Annotated in this window: 17 protein-coding genes, 2 tRNA genes and 1 pseudogene; 10 read left to right on the top strand and 10 right to left on the bottom strand. The window is 40.8% G+C overall.

Features of this window, described 5'->3' with window-relative positions; all coding sequences use genetic code 11:
* Nucleotides 1-244: 244 nt before the first annotated feature.
* On the top strand, nucleotides 245-430 hold the full coding sequence (locus RO21_RS09020) for a type II toxin-antitoxin system HicA family toxin (protein WP_047977461.1): 186 nt from the start codon (nucleotides 245-247) through the stop codon (nucleotides 428-430).
* Nucleotides 431-459: 29 nt separating this feature from the next.
* Nucleotides 460-894, top strand: coding sequence for a type II toxin-antitoxin system HicB family antitoxin (locus tag RO21_RS09025; RefSeq protein WP_047977462.1), 435 nt, complete (start codon nucleotides 460-462; stop codon nucleotides 892-894).
* Here RO21_RS09025 and RO21_RS12205 read toward each other — a convergent pair.
* From RO21_RS12205 to RO21_RS09065, 8 genes are all read right to left on the bottom strand, one after another.
* The gene (locus RO21_RS12205; RefSeq protein WP_053067757.1) at nucleotides 891-1,256 is read right to left on the bottom strand and encodes an antiterminator Q family protein; all 366 of its coding nucleotides are present in this window, start codon (nucleotides 1,254-1,256) and stop codon (nucleotides 891-893) included. The genes RO21_RS09025 and RO21_RS12205 overlap by 4 nt on opposite strands.
* Entirely contained in the window at nucleotides 1,253-1,606 is a 354-nt protein-coding gene (locus RO21_RS09035; protein ID WP_047977463.1) for a RusA family crossover junction endodeoxyribonuclease, read from the bottom strand. Before RO21_RS09035 ends, RO21_RS12205 begins: the two co-directional genes overlap by 4 nt.
* Nucleotides 1,600-1,890: a DUF1364 domain-containing protein gene (locus RO21_RS09040; protein WP_047977464.1), complete on the bottom strand. Its 291-nt coding sequence runs from the start codon at nucleotides 1,888-1,890 to the stop codon at nucleotides 1,600-1,602. Before RO21_RS09040 ends, RO21_RS09035 begins: the two co-directional genes overlap by 7 nt.
* 107 nt (nucleotides 1,891-1,997) lie before the next feature.
* Nucleotides 1,998-2,450, bottom strand: a complete 453-nt coding sequence (locus RO21_RS09045; protein ID WP_241482484.1) for a DUF1367 family protein — start codon at nucleotides 2,448-2,450, stop codon at nucleotides 1,998-2,000.
* On the bottom strand, nucleotides 2,451-3,806 hold the full coding sequence (locus RO21_RS09050; RefSeq protein WP_047977465.1) for a DnaB-like helicase C-terminal domain-containing protein: 1,356 nt from the start codon (nucleotides 3,804-3,806) through the stop codon (nucleotides 2,451-2,453).
* Entirely contained in the window at nucleotides 3,806-4,882 is a 1,077-nt protein-coding gene (locus tag RO21_RS09055) for a replication protein (RefSeq protein ID WP_157019730.1), read from the bottom strand. Before RO21_RS09055 ends, RO21_RS09050 begins: the two co-directional genes overlap by 1 nt.
* Nucleotides 4,883-5,087: 205 nt before the next feature.
* On the bottom strand, nucleotides 5,088-5,561 hold the full coding sequence (locus tag RO21_RS09060) for a phage regulatory CII family protein (protein ID WP_047977466.1): 474 nt from the start codon (nucleotides 5,559-5,561) through the stop codon (nucleotides 5,088-5,090).
* A 50-nt stretch (nucleotides 5,562-5,611) separates the two neighbouring features.
* Nucleotides 5,612-5,809 carry a helix-turn-helix domain-containing protein gene (locus RO21_RS09065; protein WP_047977467.1) on the bottom strand — a complete coding sequence of 66 codons (198 nt, stop codon included), beginning with the start codon at nucleotides 5,807-5,809 and terminating at the stop codon, nucleotides 5,612-5,614.
* Between the two features lie 125 nt (nucleotides 5,810-5,934).
* Between RO21_RS09065 and RO21_RS12210 the strand changes: the two genes are divergently transcribed.
* From RO21_RS12210 to RO21_RS09095, 6 genes are all read left to right on the top strand, one after another.
* Nucleotides 5,935-6,654: a S24 family peptidase gene (locus RO21_RS12210; RefSeq protein WP_053067758.1), complete on the top strand. Its 720-nt coding sequence runs from the start codon at nucleotides 5,935-5,937 to the stop codon at nucleotides 6,652-6,654.
* 2 nt (nucleotides 6,655-6,656) lie between these two features.
* Nucleotides 6,657-7,037, top strand: a complete 381-nt coding sequence (locus RO21_RS09075) for a helix-turn-helix domain-containing protein (protein ID WP_047977468.1) — start codon at nucleotides 6,657-6,659, stop codon at nucleotides 7,035-7,037.
* An 8-nt stretch (nucleotides 7,038-7,045) separates the two neighbouring features.
* Entirely contained in the window at nucleotides 7,046-7,345 is a 300-nt protein-coding gene (locus RO21_RS09080) for a DUF4298 domain-containing protein (protein ID WP_047977469.1), read from the top strand.
* A 364-nt stretch (nucleotides 7,346-7,709) separates the two neighbouring features.
* Nucleotides 7,710-8,534, top strand: coding sequence for an NYN domain-containing protein (locus RO21_RS09085; protein ID WP_047977470.1), 825 nt, complete (start codon nucleotides 7,710-7,712; stop codon nucleotides 8,532-8,534).
* Between the two features lie 543 nt (nucleotides 8,535-9,077).
* Nucleotides 9,078-9,154: transfer RNA gene (locus tag RO21_RS09090), tRNA-Arg, on the top strand.
* 2 nt (nucleotides 9,155-9,156) lie between these two features.
* Nucleotides 9,157-9,233, top strand: a tRNA-Met gene (locus RO21_RS09095).
* A gap of 493 nt (nucleotides 9,234-9,726) precedes the next feature.
* Here the strand turns inward: RO21_RS09095 and RO21_RS09100 are convergent.
* Together RO21_RS09100 and RO21_RS09105 are read right to left on the bottom strand one after the other, a co-directional pair.
* The gene (locus tag RO21_RS09100; protein WP_047977471.1) at nucleotides 9,727-10,614 is read right to left on the bottom strand and encodes a DUF4393 domain-containing protein; all 888 of its coding nucleotides are present in this window, start codon (nucleotides 10,612-10,614) and stop codon (nucleotides 9,727-9,729) included.
* A 159-nt stretch (nucleotides 10,615-10,773) separates the two neighbouring features.
* Nucleotides 10,774-10,962 carry a hypothetical protein gene (locus RO21_RS09105; RefSeq protein ID WP_047977472.1) on the bottom strand — a complete coding sequence of 63 codons (189 nt, stop codon included), beginning with the start codon at nucleotides 10,960-10,962 and terminating at the stop codon, nucleotides 10,774-10,776.
* A gap of 632 nt (nucleotides 10,963-11,594) precedes the next feature.
* On the opposite strand from RO21_RS09105, the gene RO21_RS12320 reads away from it, so the two are divergent.
* Together RO21_RS12320 and RO21_RS09115 are read left to right on the top strand one after the other, a co-directional pair.
* Nucleotides 11,595-12,269 carry a BRO family protein gene (locus RO21_RS12320; RefSeq protein ID WP_047977473.1) on the top strand — a complete coding sequence of 225 codons (675 nt, stop codon included), beginning with the start codon at nucleotides 11,595-11,597 and terminating at the stop codon, nucleotides 12,267-12,269.
* Between the two features lie 98 nt (nucleotides 12,270-12,367).
* Nucleotides 12,368-12,646: pseudogene (locus RO21_RS09115) on the top strand (polymer-forming cytoskeletal protein); the annotation flags it as partial.

Consider the following 12,646-nt stretch of genomic DNA (forward strand, 5'->3'; position numbering starts at 1 on the left):
CCTGTTTAAATAACAAGGAGTTTATCAAAAGATGCAGTGGATCACTTTTCGATGATCTTACTGCATCAGCCTGGCGCATTTTTGCATGATCATTAACACAGTTGCTAAAACCGCAACATACCTAATATGCTATACTTCAACTTGCAAGTTGTCAATAGATTTTCAGCAGAATTTATTACCATCTTATATTGCGATGTGTGTATATTTGTGTATAATTGAATTCGATTAAGACAAAGGAGGATGCATGCACTCAAGCGACTTAATCAAAGAACTTAAAGATGCAGGTTGCTTCTTTGTTCGGCACGGAAAAGGCGATCACCAAATTTGGCAATCGCCAATCACAGGAAAGCGATTTCCTGTTCCGCACCCCAAGCAAGATTTACCAATCGGTACTTTACGTTCAATTAAAAAATCGGCAGGGCTTTTATAGCTCTGCCGAGCTTTGAATAAGGAGTTGATATGTTATTTACTGTTGGCGTTGAGACGCCTAAAACTGAAAAAGAAGCCTTTGGTTTAGTTGTGCCTGCATTATTTACCGACAGCTACAGTTGCTTCAGTGCAGCCGATACCGTCGAAGATATTGTGCCAATGGTAACAGATGCTATCCATTCTGTATTAGAGATGATGGCAGAAGATAATTTCGATCTTTCTACCATTAAAGATCTCGGATTTACTGATTATAAAGAGCAAGATGATTTTAAATTTTGTGATAGCTGGTTGCTAATAGATGTTGATATTACCGCTTATTTTGGTAAACGCCAACGGGTGAATATTGTGTTGCCACAGTACTTGATTGATCGTATTGATAGCCGTGTGTCGCACAGCCATTTTTATCGAGACAGAAGCCACTTTTTAGCAGTGGCATCTCAAAATGAATTGCAACAAACACGCTAGAAATAGACTTCAATCTCTATCGCCAACAATGCACCGAGTACGAAAGATTTAGCATTATCAAGTTGGCGATAGTACTTGGCACTACTCATCCCTATCTCTCGCCAAACTTCTTTATCCTCCAATCGCAAATAATACTTCGCCATCAAGATTTGATACTGTACTAAGTTTTCATCGTGTAAATTGCGGATCTGCTTATCAATCGCAAGGCAAGTTTCATCGTCCAAGCTCATTACACCGTAATAGTTTGACTGCTTCGGAGCTTCACGCATAAAGGGTTGTAATGACGGGTAGCCTTTACAATCCTTGTATCTTGCCCACTGCTTACCCCATATTGTCAGTACGCTGTGAATGTCTATTTTCATTGCAACTCCCTAATTCTCACCACTACTTTCCCGCCCTTTACCGCATCAAACTTCTCTGCCGTCAGCTTATCAATCAGGCTGTCATCGGCAATCACACCGGACTTTACCAAGCCGTCAAACAGAGCCTTGAATACATTATCAATATCCCGTTTCCGCTTATCCGGTGGGTAAATATCGACAACCAATGCAACTTTGCCCTTGAACTGCTTTGCATTTTTTACCAACAAACAAACCGCTTGCTGAAAGGCTTTTCCCTTTGCTGTTACATAGTGAATACCGCTTCGGGTGTGCTTCCAATAGTGATTGACGGTCGGCGGGTACGGCAGTTCTAAAATGACCTCTGTTACCATTTCACTTTCCCCTCATTGACTAAGTTCGCAATCGTCCGAAATACCCCGTCTGCGTGAGCCTGTTTTACTTCGTCTAAATCACAATGACGGGTGCGGCGGTCAATTTCATTGTGGCAAGCACTACAAGCCCAAGCACCCAATATATCGCTTGATTTCTGCCTCGCACCTGTAATCCCCGCCATTCTGATATGTGCTAATACAGTCGTTTCTGGGTTGAAATTACAGATGCCCGGCAACCGTACTTGGCACTCACGCCCTTTGGCTTCTTTTCTTAAATTCGTCATCAAATCACCCCATTCGCCAAACCCACACCGACAGCGATTAGCGCAAGGGCCAACCAGCCTTTTAATTCTTCCATATATTCCTTTTGATAACCGTTCATCTTTACCCCTCAAAAAAAGCTCATTAACCTGTTATAAATCATCGGGTCATCGCACCCTTTGAATACTGTTCGCAATGCCGCATTGATTAACGCTTTGTAACACTGCTCAAATTCGTCTTGTTCCATATTTCCGTAGGCTAGACTTTTTGCCTCTAACCGCAATTCACCTTTGATGTTGTAAATCTTGTGGCAAAACCCTGCCATAATGGTTAAATCCTTGCGGAACTTATCAAATTGCAACCGTTCATCAAAATACTGCAATTCGGTTTTATCTGCCGACCAATGCTCAAAGCAGAAGTTGAAAAAGGCGAACACTTTGCGATGAAAAGCGGGATTGCGAACTTGCTTAATCTCAACTTCGTACTGCTCGCCGTTACGGAATTTCTGCAACGCATCGGCTTCCATCTCCATTGCCGGTACAAAGGTGCCGCCGGCTAATTTCATCATTTGGAACTTAGCCATTTAAAACCCCTTTGGCTTCTCTTTCTTTGCCGGTTTCTTTTCTTCGAAATACTGATTTGCTAATGCCTGATCGCACTCCACAAACCGCCCATTTTGGAACTCCACATAGACTGTTCCTACTTTGCCGTTGCGGTTCTTCGTGACTAACCATTGGGTATATTTCGCTGGTTCGTTGGTCTCTTTATCTCGGCGGTTGTGAACCATAATAATTTGGCTTGCCACCTGCTCTAACGACTTGGAATCGCTTAAATCCGAGTTTTTAGGTACACTGCCTTCCGCATCTCGATTAAGCTGGCTCAGCAAGATAATCGGGACGTGCCACTGCTTGGCAAAGGCTTTCAAACTCTCGACCGTTTCACCGATTTGGTAAGAGCGGTTGATCCGCCCGTCTAGTGAGCCGTGTTGAATTAAGCCGACATAATCAATAATGACGGCACTCAACTTGCCGTGTTCATTTAAGTGGCGTTCCGTGATTGCCTTGATTTCATCAACGGTTAAAGCGCCTTTATCCACCACAAAGAATTTCTGTGCCGACATCGGGCCAATCACATTATTCATTCGGGCAAAATCTTCATCATTCATCCATTCCGGATTGCGAAGTTTTGCCGAGTTCACCCCGCTTGCACTGGCAATTAAGCGATCCATAATTTGATGTCGGCTCATTTCCAGTGAGAAAAATAAAATGGATCCGCCGTTATCCAAAATATGCTTGGTAAAGGTGATAGCCGTTTCGGTTTTGCCGTTGCCGGCACGCCCGCCGATAATGCAAATATCCGTTTCATCAATGCCCTGCAACACCGCATCTAAATGTTGATTGCCGGTAAACAACAAGCGGTCTTTAAATTCGGGCTTCATCCGTTCCTGCAATAGCTCGACATATCCCTCAAGCAGGGCCGACATTTCCGTCGGTTCGACTTTGCCGGTTTTATTCATCAGCTTGCTTAAATGCTGCAACCCTTTTGCCGTGATTTCGTCAAGTTGCTCATCACGGGAATGATTGAGTTCACTGGCAACCTCAAGGAAAATTCGTTGTGCTTCACGGCGTTGGTAAAACTTCAACAACTTGTCGGCATAGCCGGTTAAATTAGCTGATGCGACTGTCGATTTTGCAATCTCTGCCATATCCGCGAGTGCAATACCGTAATCCGAACTCAGCATCAACATATCGATGAGGTTGTCTTTGTTCGCTTGTTTCTGAATCGCGGCAAATACCGCACCGACTTGATAGGTCAAGAACATTTCCGGTTTGAGCCAACTCAACACATCACGGGCTTGGGGCGTTAATCCACCAACCAACAGCGAGCCGACTGTGCTTAACTCAACATCGTAGGTGATTTGTTTGATATTTTTTTGCATTACAGCTCCTCACGACGGGTTTTAATCAGCGTTTCAGGCTTCATCAAGTAACCAAATCCAGCTTTCCAACCCGATTGGTTATCGCCGAAATAATGCGCTCTCGCCGTATCGGCAAAGGCTTGAAAATAATTCCGAAACCCGTTAATCGACTTGTCTTTCAAGTGTTCAAGCAGCGTCCAAATTTGCTTCTCCGCCGCATCGTCAAGTTCAAACTCGCCCAAACGCGGCCCTAAAATCTCGTTGTACACCTCGACCACGTCAGCACAATCCACCTGATTTCTCGAACGTTCCCAAGCCACGGCATCGGACAAATACCCGTCAAAACGAGTTACTCGGCAGATATTCACCGGTTTAGCAGGACGGTTATTTCGGCGAGACCACGTTTTCAGTACCCAGCGGATCACCAGCTTGATGTCGTCCGGTGTGTAGGCTTCTCGGCTCGTGGTTTTCGTCAGCAAGGTGATGAACGGCTGTGTATCTCTGCAAGCACCTTGAGCCAATCCGTTGTAGTAATCCAGCAGTGCTTGTGCTTGGGCCAACACCTCGTTTTCAGCCTCGCTTCCGACTTCACCCTTTGGGGGTAAGGGGGTATTATTTATTTTTTGTTTTGTAATAGTTTCTTTTGTGTTTGCACGTTTTGTGCAATCGCTATTGCACGATTTATGCAAAGTTTTTTGCACGTTTCGTGCAAGGTTTGCTTCTTTTGTGCAATCTGCTTTTTTCCACTCCGAAACAGATAAATTCAACCCAATTTTGTTACCTTTCTGAACAAGCACATTCATTCGTACAAGCTCTTGTTTTGTCTTACTGGCTTTCTGTTCATCAGGTAAATCGACCAATTCACAAAGCTGAGCATTGCTTATCCAATCCATTTCCTTGTGCCAAGATAATGTTTTTTGGATCACCGCAAGCAGCAGATTAAATTGACGTTGTGTAAAGCCAAATTTGCCCATTGCAAAGAGCAACTCATTAGGTATCGCAGTAAATCCATCATCAATACTCACTTTCTTTGCCTCTTGAGTATTCCGGTGCAGTGTCAAAATTGGGGTATTACGCATTTTCGGTTGCGCATTCATCGCTTAACTCCTTGTGTATCTGATTAAAAATCGTGTCGTAATCAACATTTAAAGCAAAATGGTGTTGCTCTAATACTGCATAGCACCGCTTACGGTATTCCAACACTTGCCACAAAGGAGTTGATGCTGTATAATCTGTATCCGTATTCAAACTGAATATCTCCTTGTGATGTTCGATAAAGACCACCGTGTCAGCGGTGGTTTTTTATTGCCCTAGTTCCCATTTCAGGCACTGCACGCTGTCTTGCAAGCGGTTTAAAATGTCTAATAATTCGTGAATTTCCTTTCGTGAGAGGTTTTCACCTAGTTCAGAGTCCGGCGAAATCGAACGGCTGTATTTCCCGCATAACTGCCCGGCCTGAGAAGATAAATTCAATACTTCCCGTAGTTGATCGACAGGGTTTCGCTTGCACTCCGGCATCGGGAGTAACGTGCAACCGACTTCACGGGCCATCATCTCAACAACGTTTCGGCTTTCTGTCAGTACAATCAACTGCACGGCATCCATAAAACCGAGCTTATTCTGCTCTACGTTGATATTGAGTTCGTTAGCCAGCTTCTTCTCGCACTTGCCTAGCCCTAATGCCAGTGATGAAATCCCACCACGAGCCGTTTTACACCGTAGCTGCAATGTCTGCTGTATTGGTGCAAAGCTGTGATCGTTTTGTAATTCGTTCATAAAAAATTCCTGTGTTTTCTTGAAGATTTCAGAATGGGAAATCGGGTAAATTAATCTTGGTAATCAGGAAATAACTCTGCTTTACGTAGCCCTGTAACCTCTGCCCATTTATCTGGTGAAATATCCTGTGTTGCGATTTTTCCATCTTTTTTCTTCATCCGATAAATGAACTGTGACTTTTTGCCTAGTGCTTTTGCGAGTTTTGCCTGAGAACCTACTGCTTGGATTGCTTTCTCAATCGGAGTCATAGTAAATCCTTAGTTTAGTAAAAACCTTATCAATATAAACCAATAATTTAAAATTGTAAACTTATGATTTATTGGCAATGTTAAATTTTTTATTTACTCTTTACAAAAGATAAGAGAGGGAAAATATGAGATCAGAAATAGTTAAACAGCGTCTCCAGCAGATTTTGGATGAAAAAAATACTAATAAGGCAACATTAGCAAAAGTTGCAAACGTCACATCTCAAGCGGTAAATAACTGGTTTAATAACGGGAAAGTTAGTACAAACTCTGCAAAAGCGATCGCAGAGTATTTTGGGTACTCTATTGATTGGGTTCTTGGGGGAAGCAATACAATAATTGCAGGCAACGCTAGATTATCTAACTCTCCAATTACAACGAATATCTATAATTCAGATAGCCGATCGGAAAGCGAAGGTTCAGAAATAATAGCAAATATTGCCAATAGATATCGAATTGATTGCTTAGACAATAGTATTTTTCCAGAAACCATCAGCTCTATTTGGTTTTCCGATGATGGACTGTCAGAGTTTGTTGGTCAAAAAGAAATTGAAGGGCTTCGTTTGATTACTGTGTCTGTAGATACGATGACGCCAACAATTCCTAAAGGAAGCATTGCAATTATAGATACAAAAATAAGTAGCTATATTGGAGATGGTATTTATGTTTTTTTGATTGGAGAAAACATATTCATCAGACGATTACAAAAACTAATCAATGGCGGATATAGCGTTATTTCCGATAATAAAAAATATGAGCTAGAAACGATGAGTGATGATACTTTAAGAAATGCAAAATTTATCGGAAAGTTCGTTCGATTATGGGATATTAAAATAGTGGAGCTTTAACAATGAAAAATGTTGCACGTCGGATTAAAGAAACTAGGCAGAATAAAGGAATTTCACAAGCTGAATTAGCTGATCGCCTACATTATACTCTTGAAAAACTAATTGAATTCGAAGAAGGCAAAGCAAAATTATCACTCGAAGATATTGCAGAATTTGCAACTGCCCTTGAAGTAACAGAGGATTATCTAAGACGAGGAGATTATAACAATACATTAAATAAAATTACGGATTCTGCTTTTGATAATTCTCCAGTAACGACAACCCATTCGACAACGACGAATAACTATTACGGAGATGAGGCTGATTTTGGGGATAGAGCAAGCCTAAAAGCCCAACTCGATCGTATAGAACAAAAGCTAGATTTCTTAATCCAAAATCGCTAGGAACAGCAATGCAACAGAAAATCCAACAAGCTCAAGATAACTACGGGCGATTACTTGAATTACAGAAAAAGCTGGCAGAAAGCCTAAAAGATTGGCAGGAAGCGGCTAAATTAGCCAAAGAGCTTGAAACCTTTTACCAACAGCCCGAATGGATAGAGCTACACGATAACTCAGAAAAATATACTTTCGACACCAAAGGCAATTACAGCGTATTGTCGGAAGATGCGATTTGGAATGCCTTGTGGGAGCAGAAGGAGCTGGCAGGTGAAGTAGCCGACATCGCAATCAATATCTTACGAAATAAATAGAGAAAAATATTGATTATGAATAGAGCAGAAGCTGGATGTTTGAGCCAGCTGAGACAGGGCAAACTGCCGGAAAAAATGGTTTGGAATGTGTTGTTTGTGCTTAGTCTTAACTTAGAAACAAGCATACCATTTTAATAGTAAAATCAAGGTGTTATATATGAAAAATACAGCTTTGCCTGCTACCTCATCTCGTGAAAAAGTTAAATAGGCAATAAAGTCTTAATAAATTATTTATTGACTTAATGTATAATTCTATCTACAATGATTGCCAATTCAAACGGAACCCATAGCAGCTCACAGACCATTTTTACTATCTGTACGGTTGTTATGGGTTTTTATTTATCTTACGTAATGTGAATATCTAATGAAAAAAACAGCAATTTTAATTGACGGTGGATTTTTCTTTTCCAAAGTAGGCTTTTTTATCAGAAAATACTTTAAAGACCAAAAAGTAACGGCAGATCACCTTATTGATTTAATGTGGAGAATGGTTGGCTTTCATACTGAAATAGAGCGCGGACAGCATACTGGAAGAGAGCCCCACGAACTCTACCGAATTTATTACTACGATAGCCCTCCGCTAGATAAACAAGTTAAGCTGCCGCACCCTGAAAATGGGCATACTACTCCAAAAGACAAAAATTTTAAGGCAGAACCCATGAATAAACTTCGTACAGAGTTTCATAAAAAATTGAAAGGAACTCGTAAAACGGCGTTACGTATGGGTAAATTACAATCCACCGATTGGAAACTTAATGACAATACACTTAAAGAACTCCGTAACGGTAAAAAGAAATGGGAAGAATTAACCAATGCAGACTGGCATTACGAAGTAACTCAAAAAGGTGTTGATGTCAAATTAGGGATGGATATTACGATTCTTTCTTACGAAAAATTAGTTGATGTTATCGTGCTTATTGCTGGAGACTCGGACTTTGTTCCTGCTGCAAAACAGGCAAGAATAAAAGGGGTTGATTTTATTCTCAATCCTTTGAAGCAAGATATTTCTGAAGAGTTATCAGAGCATATAGACGGCATTCAATCTTTTAGCATTGGTGTAGGGCTTGCAGAAGTATTAAAATGTGAACCTGATGGCAACCCTCCTTGGTGGCAAGAATATCGACAAAAAATTGAGCATAAGAGGAATACCCAAACAAAACACAAACCAAAGCACCGGAAATCTAAATAGCTAAACCGCCCTCGTGGCGGTTTTCTTTACTCTCTCGCCCATTTCCTCATAACTTTCATTTCAAACTTAATCTCCACAAGGCAAAATCTTGCCTTTTTCCCCGATTTCAGCCTCAAGCGTCCCTACAAAGCTCAAAAAACAAGCAGTCAAACTTCCTGCTTGAAAATTCTTTTCTTTTGAAATCAATTATTTATTTATACATAAATTAAATTTTAGATTTATTTTTTAAACTTTATATTTACACCGTAGTAAATTTTTGATTTAATACACCCATCAAAACAAACAACCCAGCAGGCAAAAGCCGAGAGACAGCAGAGACGGTGGTTTGATGGTTCTTTAACAATTTAGATAGGACGCATTATTGCCTGATGGTGAAAGCGAGCTTGAGTGCAAAGGCACGAGAGGAAGCCCATAAAGACCCCGCTTGCTCACAGCGTAATGACTTATGTTTCGGCATAAGCAACACAGACATTACCCAATAATGCGTTTAGGTGAAAACTGGGCGTGGACATTGAGCCACAAGGGAGTAACCGATACTTAACCGACCGCATAGCTCAATCGGACAGAGCTACTGCCTTCTAAGCAGTAGGTTGAGAGTTCAAATCTCTCTGCGGTCGCCACTCCCCGAATAGCTTAATTGGTAAAAGCAGCCGGCTCATAACCGGAAGACAGCGAGTTCAAATCTCGTAGCGGGGACCATTCAAAACAGCATTGACAGAGAACCAATTTCGGTAGTCGCTGAGTTGATAATTTATCAACAATCCGCTGCACATTGAGGGAAATGCAAAGTGCTGTTCTGAATGGCACTCGTGAAAGCCCACGAAAAGCAGGCTTGACAGTCGGAGACAGCGACATTTTTATTATTCCCAACCGCACTTTTTCAGTCGGTTTTGTTTGCACTAAGTTGGGTTTTCCAACTGATTAAGTGCGGTTGCGGAATGGTAAAAAGAGAAATTACGGTTTTCATAGAGACCGCCCCTTGCTCACCTAAGATGTGGGCTTTTTATACATAAAGGTTTTATATATGCTTTCAACAATACTTGCATCAGCATTAATTTCATTACTTGTATCATTGTTAGTTCACTGGTTCACAATGACACAAGTAACAAGATGGTTTGATAAATTCTTTAATGAAGAAACTAAAGTCTTTGAAAAATATGCAAAAGATATTGAAAAGATAGTGAAGAAAAACTTATAGGCAAACCTTACAGAAGTTTCTACCAAGAGCGGTAAGCCGAATGATACCTTTTACAATATCAATCTCTTTTTCTTGGACGGATTGTTTCATTTGCTTTATGATATTTTCCTGTATTTGAGTTGGTAACGGTTCGTGTGTATTAGCATCTTTTAATAAACCACCATTAGCTACATAATCTAACAATTCTTTATTCTGTTTTTGTATATCCTCTTGTTGATGTTTAAATTCTAAGAAAAGAGCGTTTTCTCTATGTTTATTGTAAAGGGAATCATCCGTTTTATATTCATCATATGTAACATCAACAAGTTTTAACCGAATCAAATTATCAATAGATGGTTCTATCAATGAACCATCTTGACATTCGGGATTTCCGAGGAAGATATGACGGAAATTATCAGTATATGATCCCGTTTCTTTTATAGTTGTTCTAATTTTAGAAATAGTTTCGTCTCCGCTATGGTAAAGATAATACAAGTTCTGCGCATCTAACGGACTAAGCATTTTTATCATTTCGACAAATGATGGGTGGATATTATCCGATTGGGTTTTATCCATTGATGAAGCGATTAGTTTAGCGAACATTCCCCTAATTTCATCTTCTTCCATATAGAATTTAGAGGCTTCAAGTGCTGGTCCAACAACACTTATTTTAGGTTCTTGAATATTTTCCTCTGGAATTTTTTCAATATTCTCTTTTACCTCTTGAGCATATTTTTTAAGGTTCTCTGCTTGTCTTATTTTATATTTTTGATAGGCGTTATCAGGAAAACGCCCTAGAGTTAAATTCCAAATTTGAGTAAGGCTTTCAATAGGACCTTTTAACCCGCCTGCTACGGCTAATCCACTTAAAGCCCCGCTAATAATTGGATAGTATTCATTCATAATAAAATCCTCTTTGTTGAAGTGATAAATTAGAAGTTTGGTCGCTGATAATCTTACCACCAAGCAGAGAGGATTTCATTATGGAAATAACATTGACACCGCCGCCCTTTCGGGTTAGGATAACCGCACTTTCAACAGAAAGTCGGGATTGGTCGCACGTTATGCGACCTTTTTTGTTTCAGCAAACAACTGAATACCTTGAGTAACAATCTGTGTTTTAGATAGCCCAGTTTGCTCGGAAAGCTCAGTAAGCAAAGCAATAATATCTTCGTGAAGTTTAAAAGAGGCTAGCCGAACATTGCGTTTTTTATCGCTTTTAGCATTGATTTCAGCTCTTGTCATTGCCATAGATTGCCCCTTGCATTTGAATTGGAAATTGATTATAGTATTTGGAGACCGCAGGGGAGCGGTAACTCCCCTTTGGTTAATCCCTAGTAAGCTGGCAGGCTTACTAATACAAGGATTAAGATAATGATGATTTTAGCTAAGGTAGTCATCATATCTACTCCGTTTTGAAGACCCTGAACTGAACAAGTCAGGGTTTTCTTGTATCTAAAGCACCTTGCCTTAGATGTGTCAATTGTAATATGTACTACATATAAAGACAAGTTGTTTTTTGTAGGATATATTACATTTTTCATTTGACAACCCGAACCAACCGCCCTATAATTCAGCCACTTTCAACAGAAAGTCGGGATTAGCCTCCTGAATTGTACAGAGCGGTTAGAATGATAGGTCGCTCAAAGCGGCTTTTTTTATAGCCGAAACTAGCCAAATTAAAGGCACTACCAAATTGGTAGTCCCCCTTAAAACTAGGTGCTTGCAATTTGCAAGTCCCCTATGTTGTCAATGATGGGCTAGATTGGAGATCTTCGGATCGCCGTTTTCTCTGTACAACGGTAAGGCTAATCCAATCTAGTTCATCACCAGTTTAGCCTCTGAGTGATGAGTTTTATAAACTTGTACAGAGATTTTAAATTATGACAACTTTAACTTTCCAAAACACTACTCTTTCGGTTATCGATCAACACAATCAAAAATGGCTTCCTGCTTTAGAAGTTGGCAGAGCTTTAGGTTATTCAAATCCATCTGTCAGCATTTCACAATTATACGATCGCAATAAAGATGAGTTTACCTCATCAATGACCGCAATCATTGATATGGACACTGCAAGCGGCATTCAAAAAGTCAGAATTTTTAGCTTGCGTGGTTGTTGGCTCTTAGGTATGCGTAGCCACACCAAAGTCGCTAAAGATTTTCGCAAATGGGTGCTTGATATTTTGGATAAAGAAGTTTCGCAAAATCCCCAGCCGAACCTACCGCTTGTTGAGCCACCGAAAATGTTCAAACGAGAGCTGACCGAAAAAGAAATGCAGGATTTATGTTGGGCGTGGTACGCACTACGCAACTACATCGAACTCACCGATACCTTGCAAAAACAGTTCGGCGGATTCGGCGGTGATTATGCCTACGCAATCCGACAACTCAACGAACGTTACCGCAATCTCCCACAAGAGATTTTGCCCGTATTGCAACGTATCACCGCAGAATTTAAGCCCGATAATATTCACGGCAACGGCTGGGAACGTATTCTCCATAGCGTACAACACCCGAATACCCTGTTTAGAGTAGGCAGACTTATCCACCTATTCTAACCCCTAACCCCCAATCCCCTGACTGCTATTTCCTACGAAATCCGGCAGGGGATTGTTGCACCCAAAATTCACCTAACCGACCAAAAAAGGAACATAAAATGACACAAACTAAAAAATATGAACTGCTAAAAGACGACACAAAAGAGTATCTCGGCAGAACACTTTACCGTATTAAAGCCTTAGCTAGCTTTGGTGTGGTTACTGCTGGAACACTAGGTGGATATATAGAGAGTGAGAAAAATCTAGATCAGTCAGGCAATGCGTGGGTATACGGCAATGCGAGAGTGTTCGGTAATGCGAGAGTGTCCGGCGATGCGAAAATACACCGCAATGCGTGGGTGTACGGCAATGCGGAAGTGTTCGGTAATGCGAGAGTG

It is taken from the genome of Muribacter muris, from assembly GCF_001038205.1.
Lineage (GTDB): Bacteria > Pseudomonadota > Gammaproteobacteria > Enterobacterales > Pasteurellaceae > Muribacter > Muribacter muris.

Coding starts and splice junctions, on each gene's coding strand:
- RO21_RS09020 (WP_047977461.1), top strand. CDS start 245: ATGCACTCAAGCGACTTAATCAAAGAACTTAAAGATGCAGGTTGCTTC.
- RO21_RS09025 (WP_047977462.1), top strand. CDS start 460: ATGTTATTTACTGTTGGCGTTGAGACGCCTAAAACTGAAAAAGAAGCC.
- RO21_RS12205 (WP_053067757.1), bottom strand. CDS start 1,256: ATGAAAATAGACATTCACAGCGTACTGACAATATGGGGTAAGCAGTGG.
- RO21_RS09035 (WP_047977463.1), bottom strand. CDS start 1,606: ATGGTAACAGAGGTCATTTTAGAACTGCCGTACCCGCCGACCGTCAAT.
- RO21_RS09040 (WP_047977464.1), bottom strand. CDS start 1,890: ATGACGAATTTAAGAAAAGAAGCCAAAGGGCGTGAGTGCCAAGTACGG.
- RO21_RS09045 (WP_241482484.1), bottom strand. CDS start 2,450: ATGGCTAAGTTCCAAATGATGAAATTAGCCGGCGGCACCTTTGTACCG.
- RO21_RS09050 (WP_047977465.1), bottom strand. CDS start 3,806: ATGCAAAAAAATATCAAACAAATCACCTACGATGTTGAGTTAAGCACA.
- RO21_RS09055 (WP_157019730.1), bottom strand. CDS start 4,882: ATGAATGCGCAACCGAAAATGCGTAATACCCCAATTTTGACACTGCAC.
- RO21_RS09060 (WP_047977466.1), bottom strand. CDS start 5,561: ATGAACGAATTACAAAACGATCACAGCTTTGCACCAATACAGCAGACA.
- RO21_RS09065 (WP_047977467.1), bottom strand. CDS start 5,809: ATGACTCCGATTGAGAAAGCAATCCAAGCAGTAGGTTCTCAGGCAAAA.
- RO21_RS12210 (WP_053067758.1), top strand. CDS start 5,935: ATGAGATCAGAAATAGTTAAACAGCGTCTCCAGCAGATTTTGGATGAA.
- RO21_RS09075 (WP_047977468.1), top strand. CDS start 6,657: ATGAAAAATGTTGCACGTCGGATTAAAGAAACTAGGCAGAATAAAGGA.
- RO21_RS09080 (WP_047977469.1), top strand. CDS start 7,046: ATGCAACAGAAAATCCAACAAGCTCAAGATAACTACGGGCGATTACTT.
- RO21_RS09085 (WP_047977470.1), top strand. CDS start 7,710: ATGAAAAAAACAGCAATTTTAATTGACGGTGGATTTTTCTTTTCCAAA.
- RO21_RS09100 (WP_047977471.1), bottom strand. CDS start 10,614: ATGAATGAATACTATCCAATTATTAGCGGGGCTTTAAGTGGATTAGCC.
- RO21_RS09105 (WP_047977472.1), bottom strand. CDS start 10,962: ATGGCAATGACAAGAGCTGAAATCAATGCTAAAAGCGATAAAAAACGC.
- RO21_RS12320 (WP_047977473.1), top strand. CDS start 11,595: ATGACAACTTTAACTTTCCAAAACACTACTCTTTCGGTTATCGATCAA.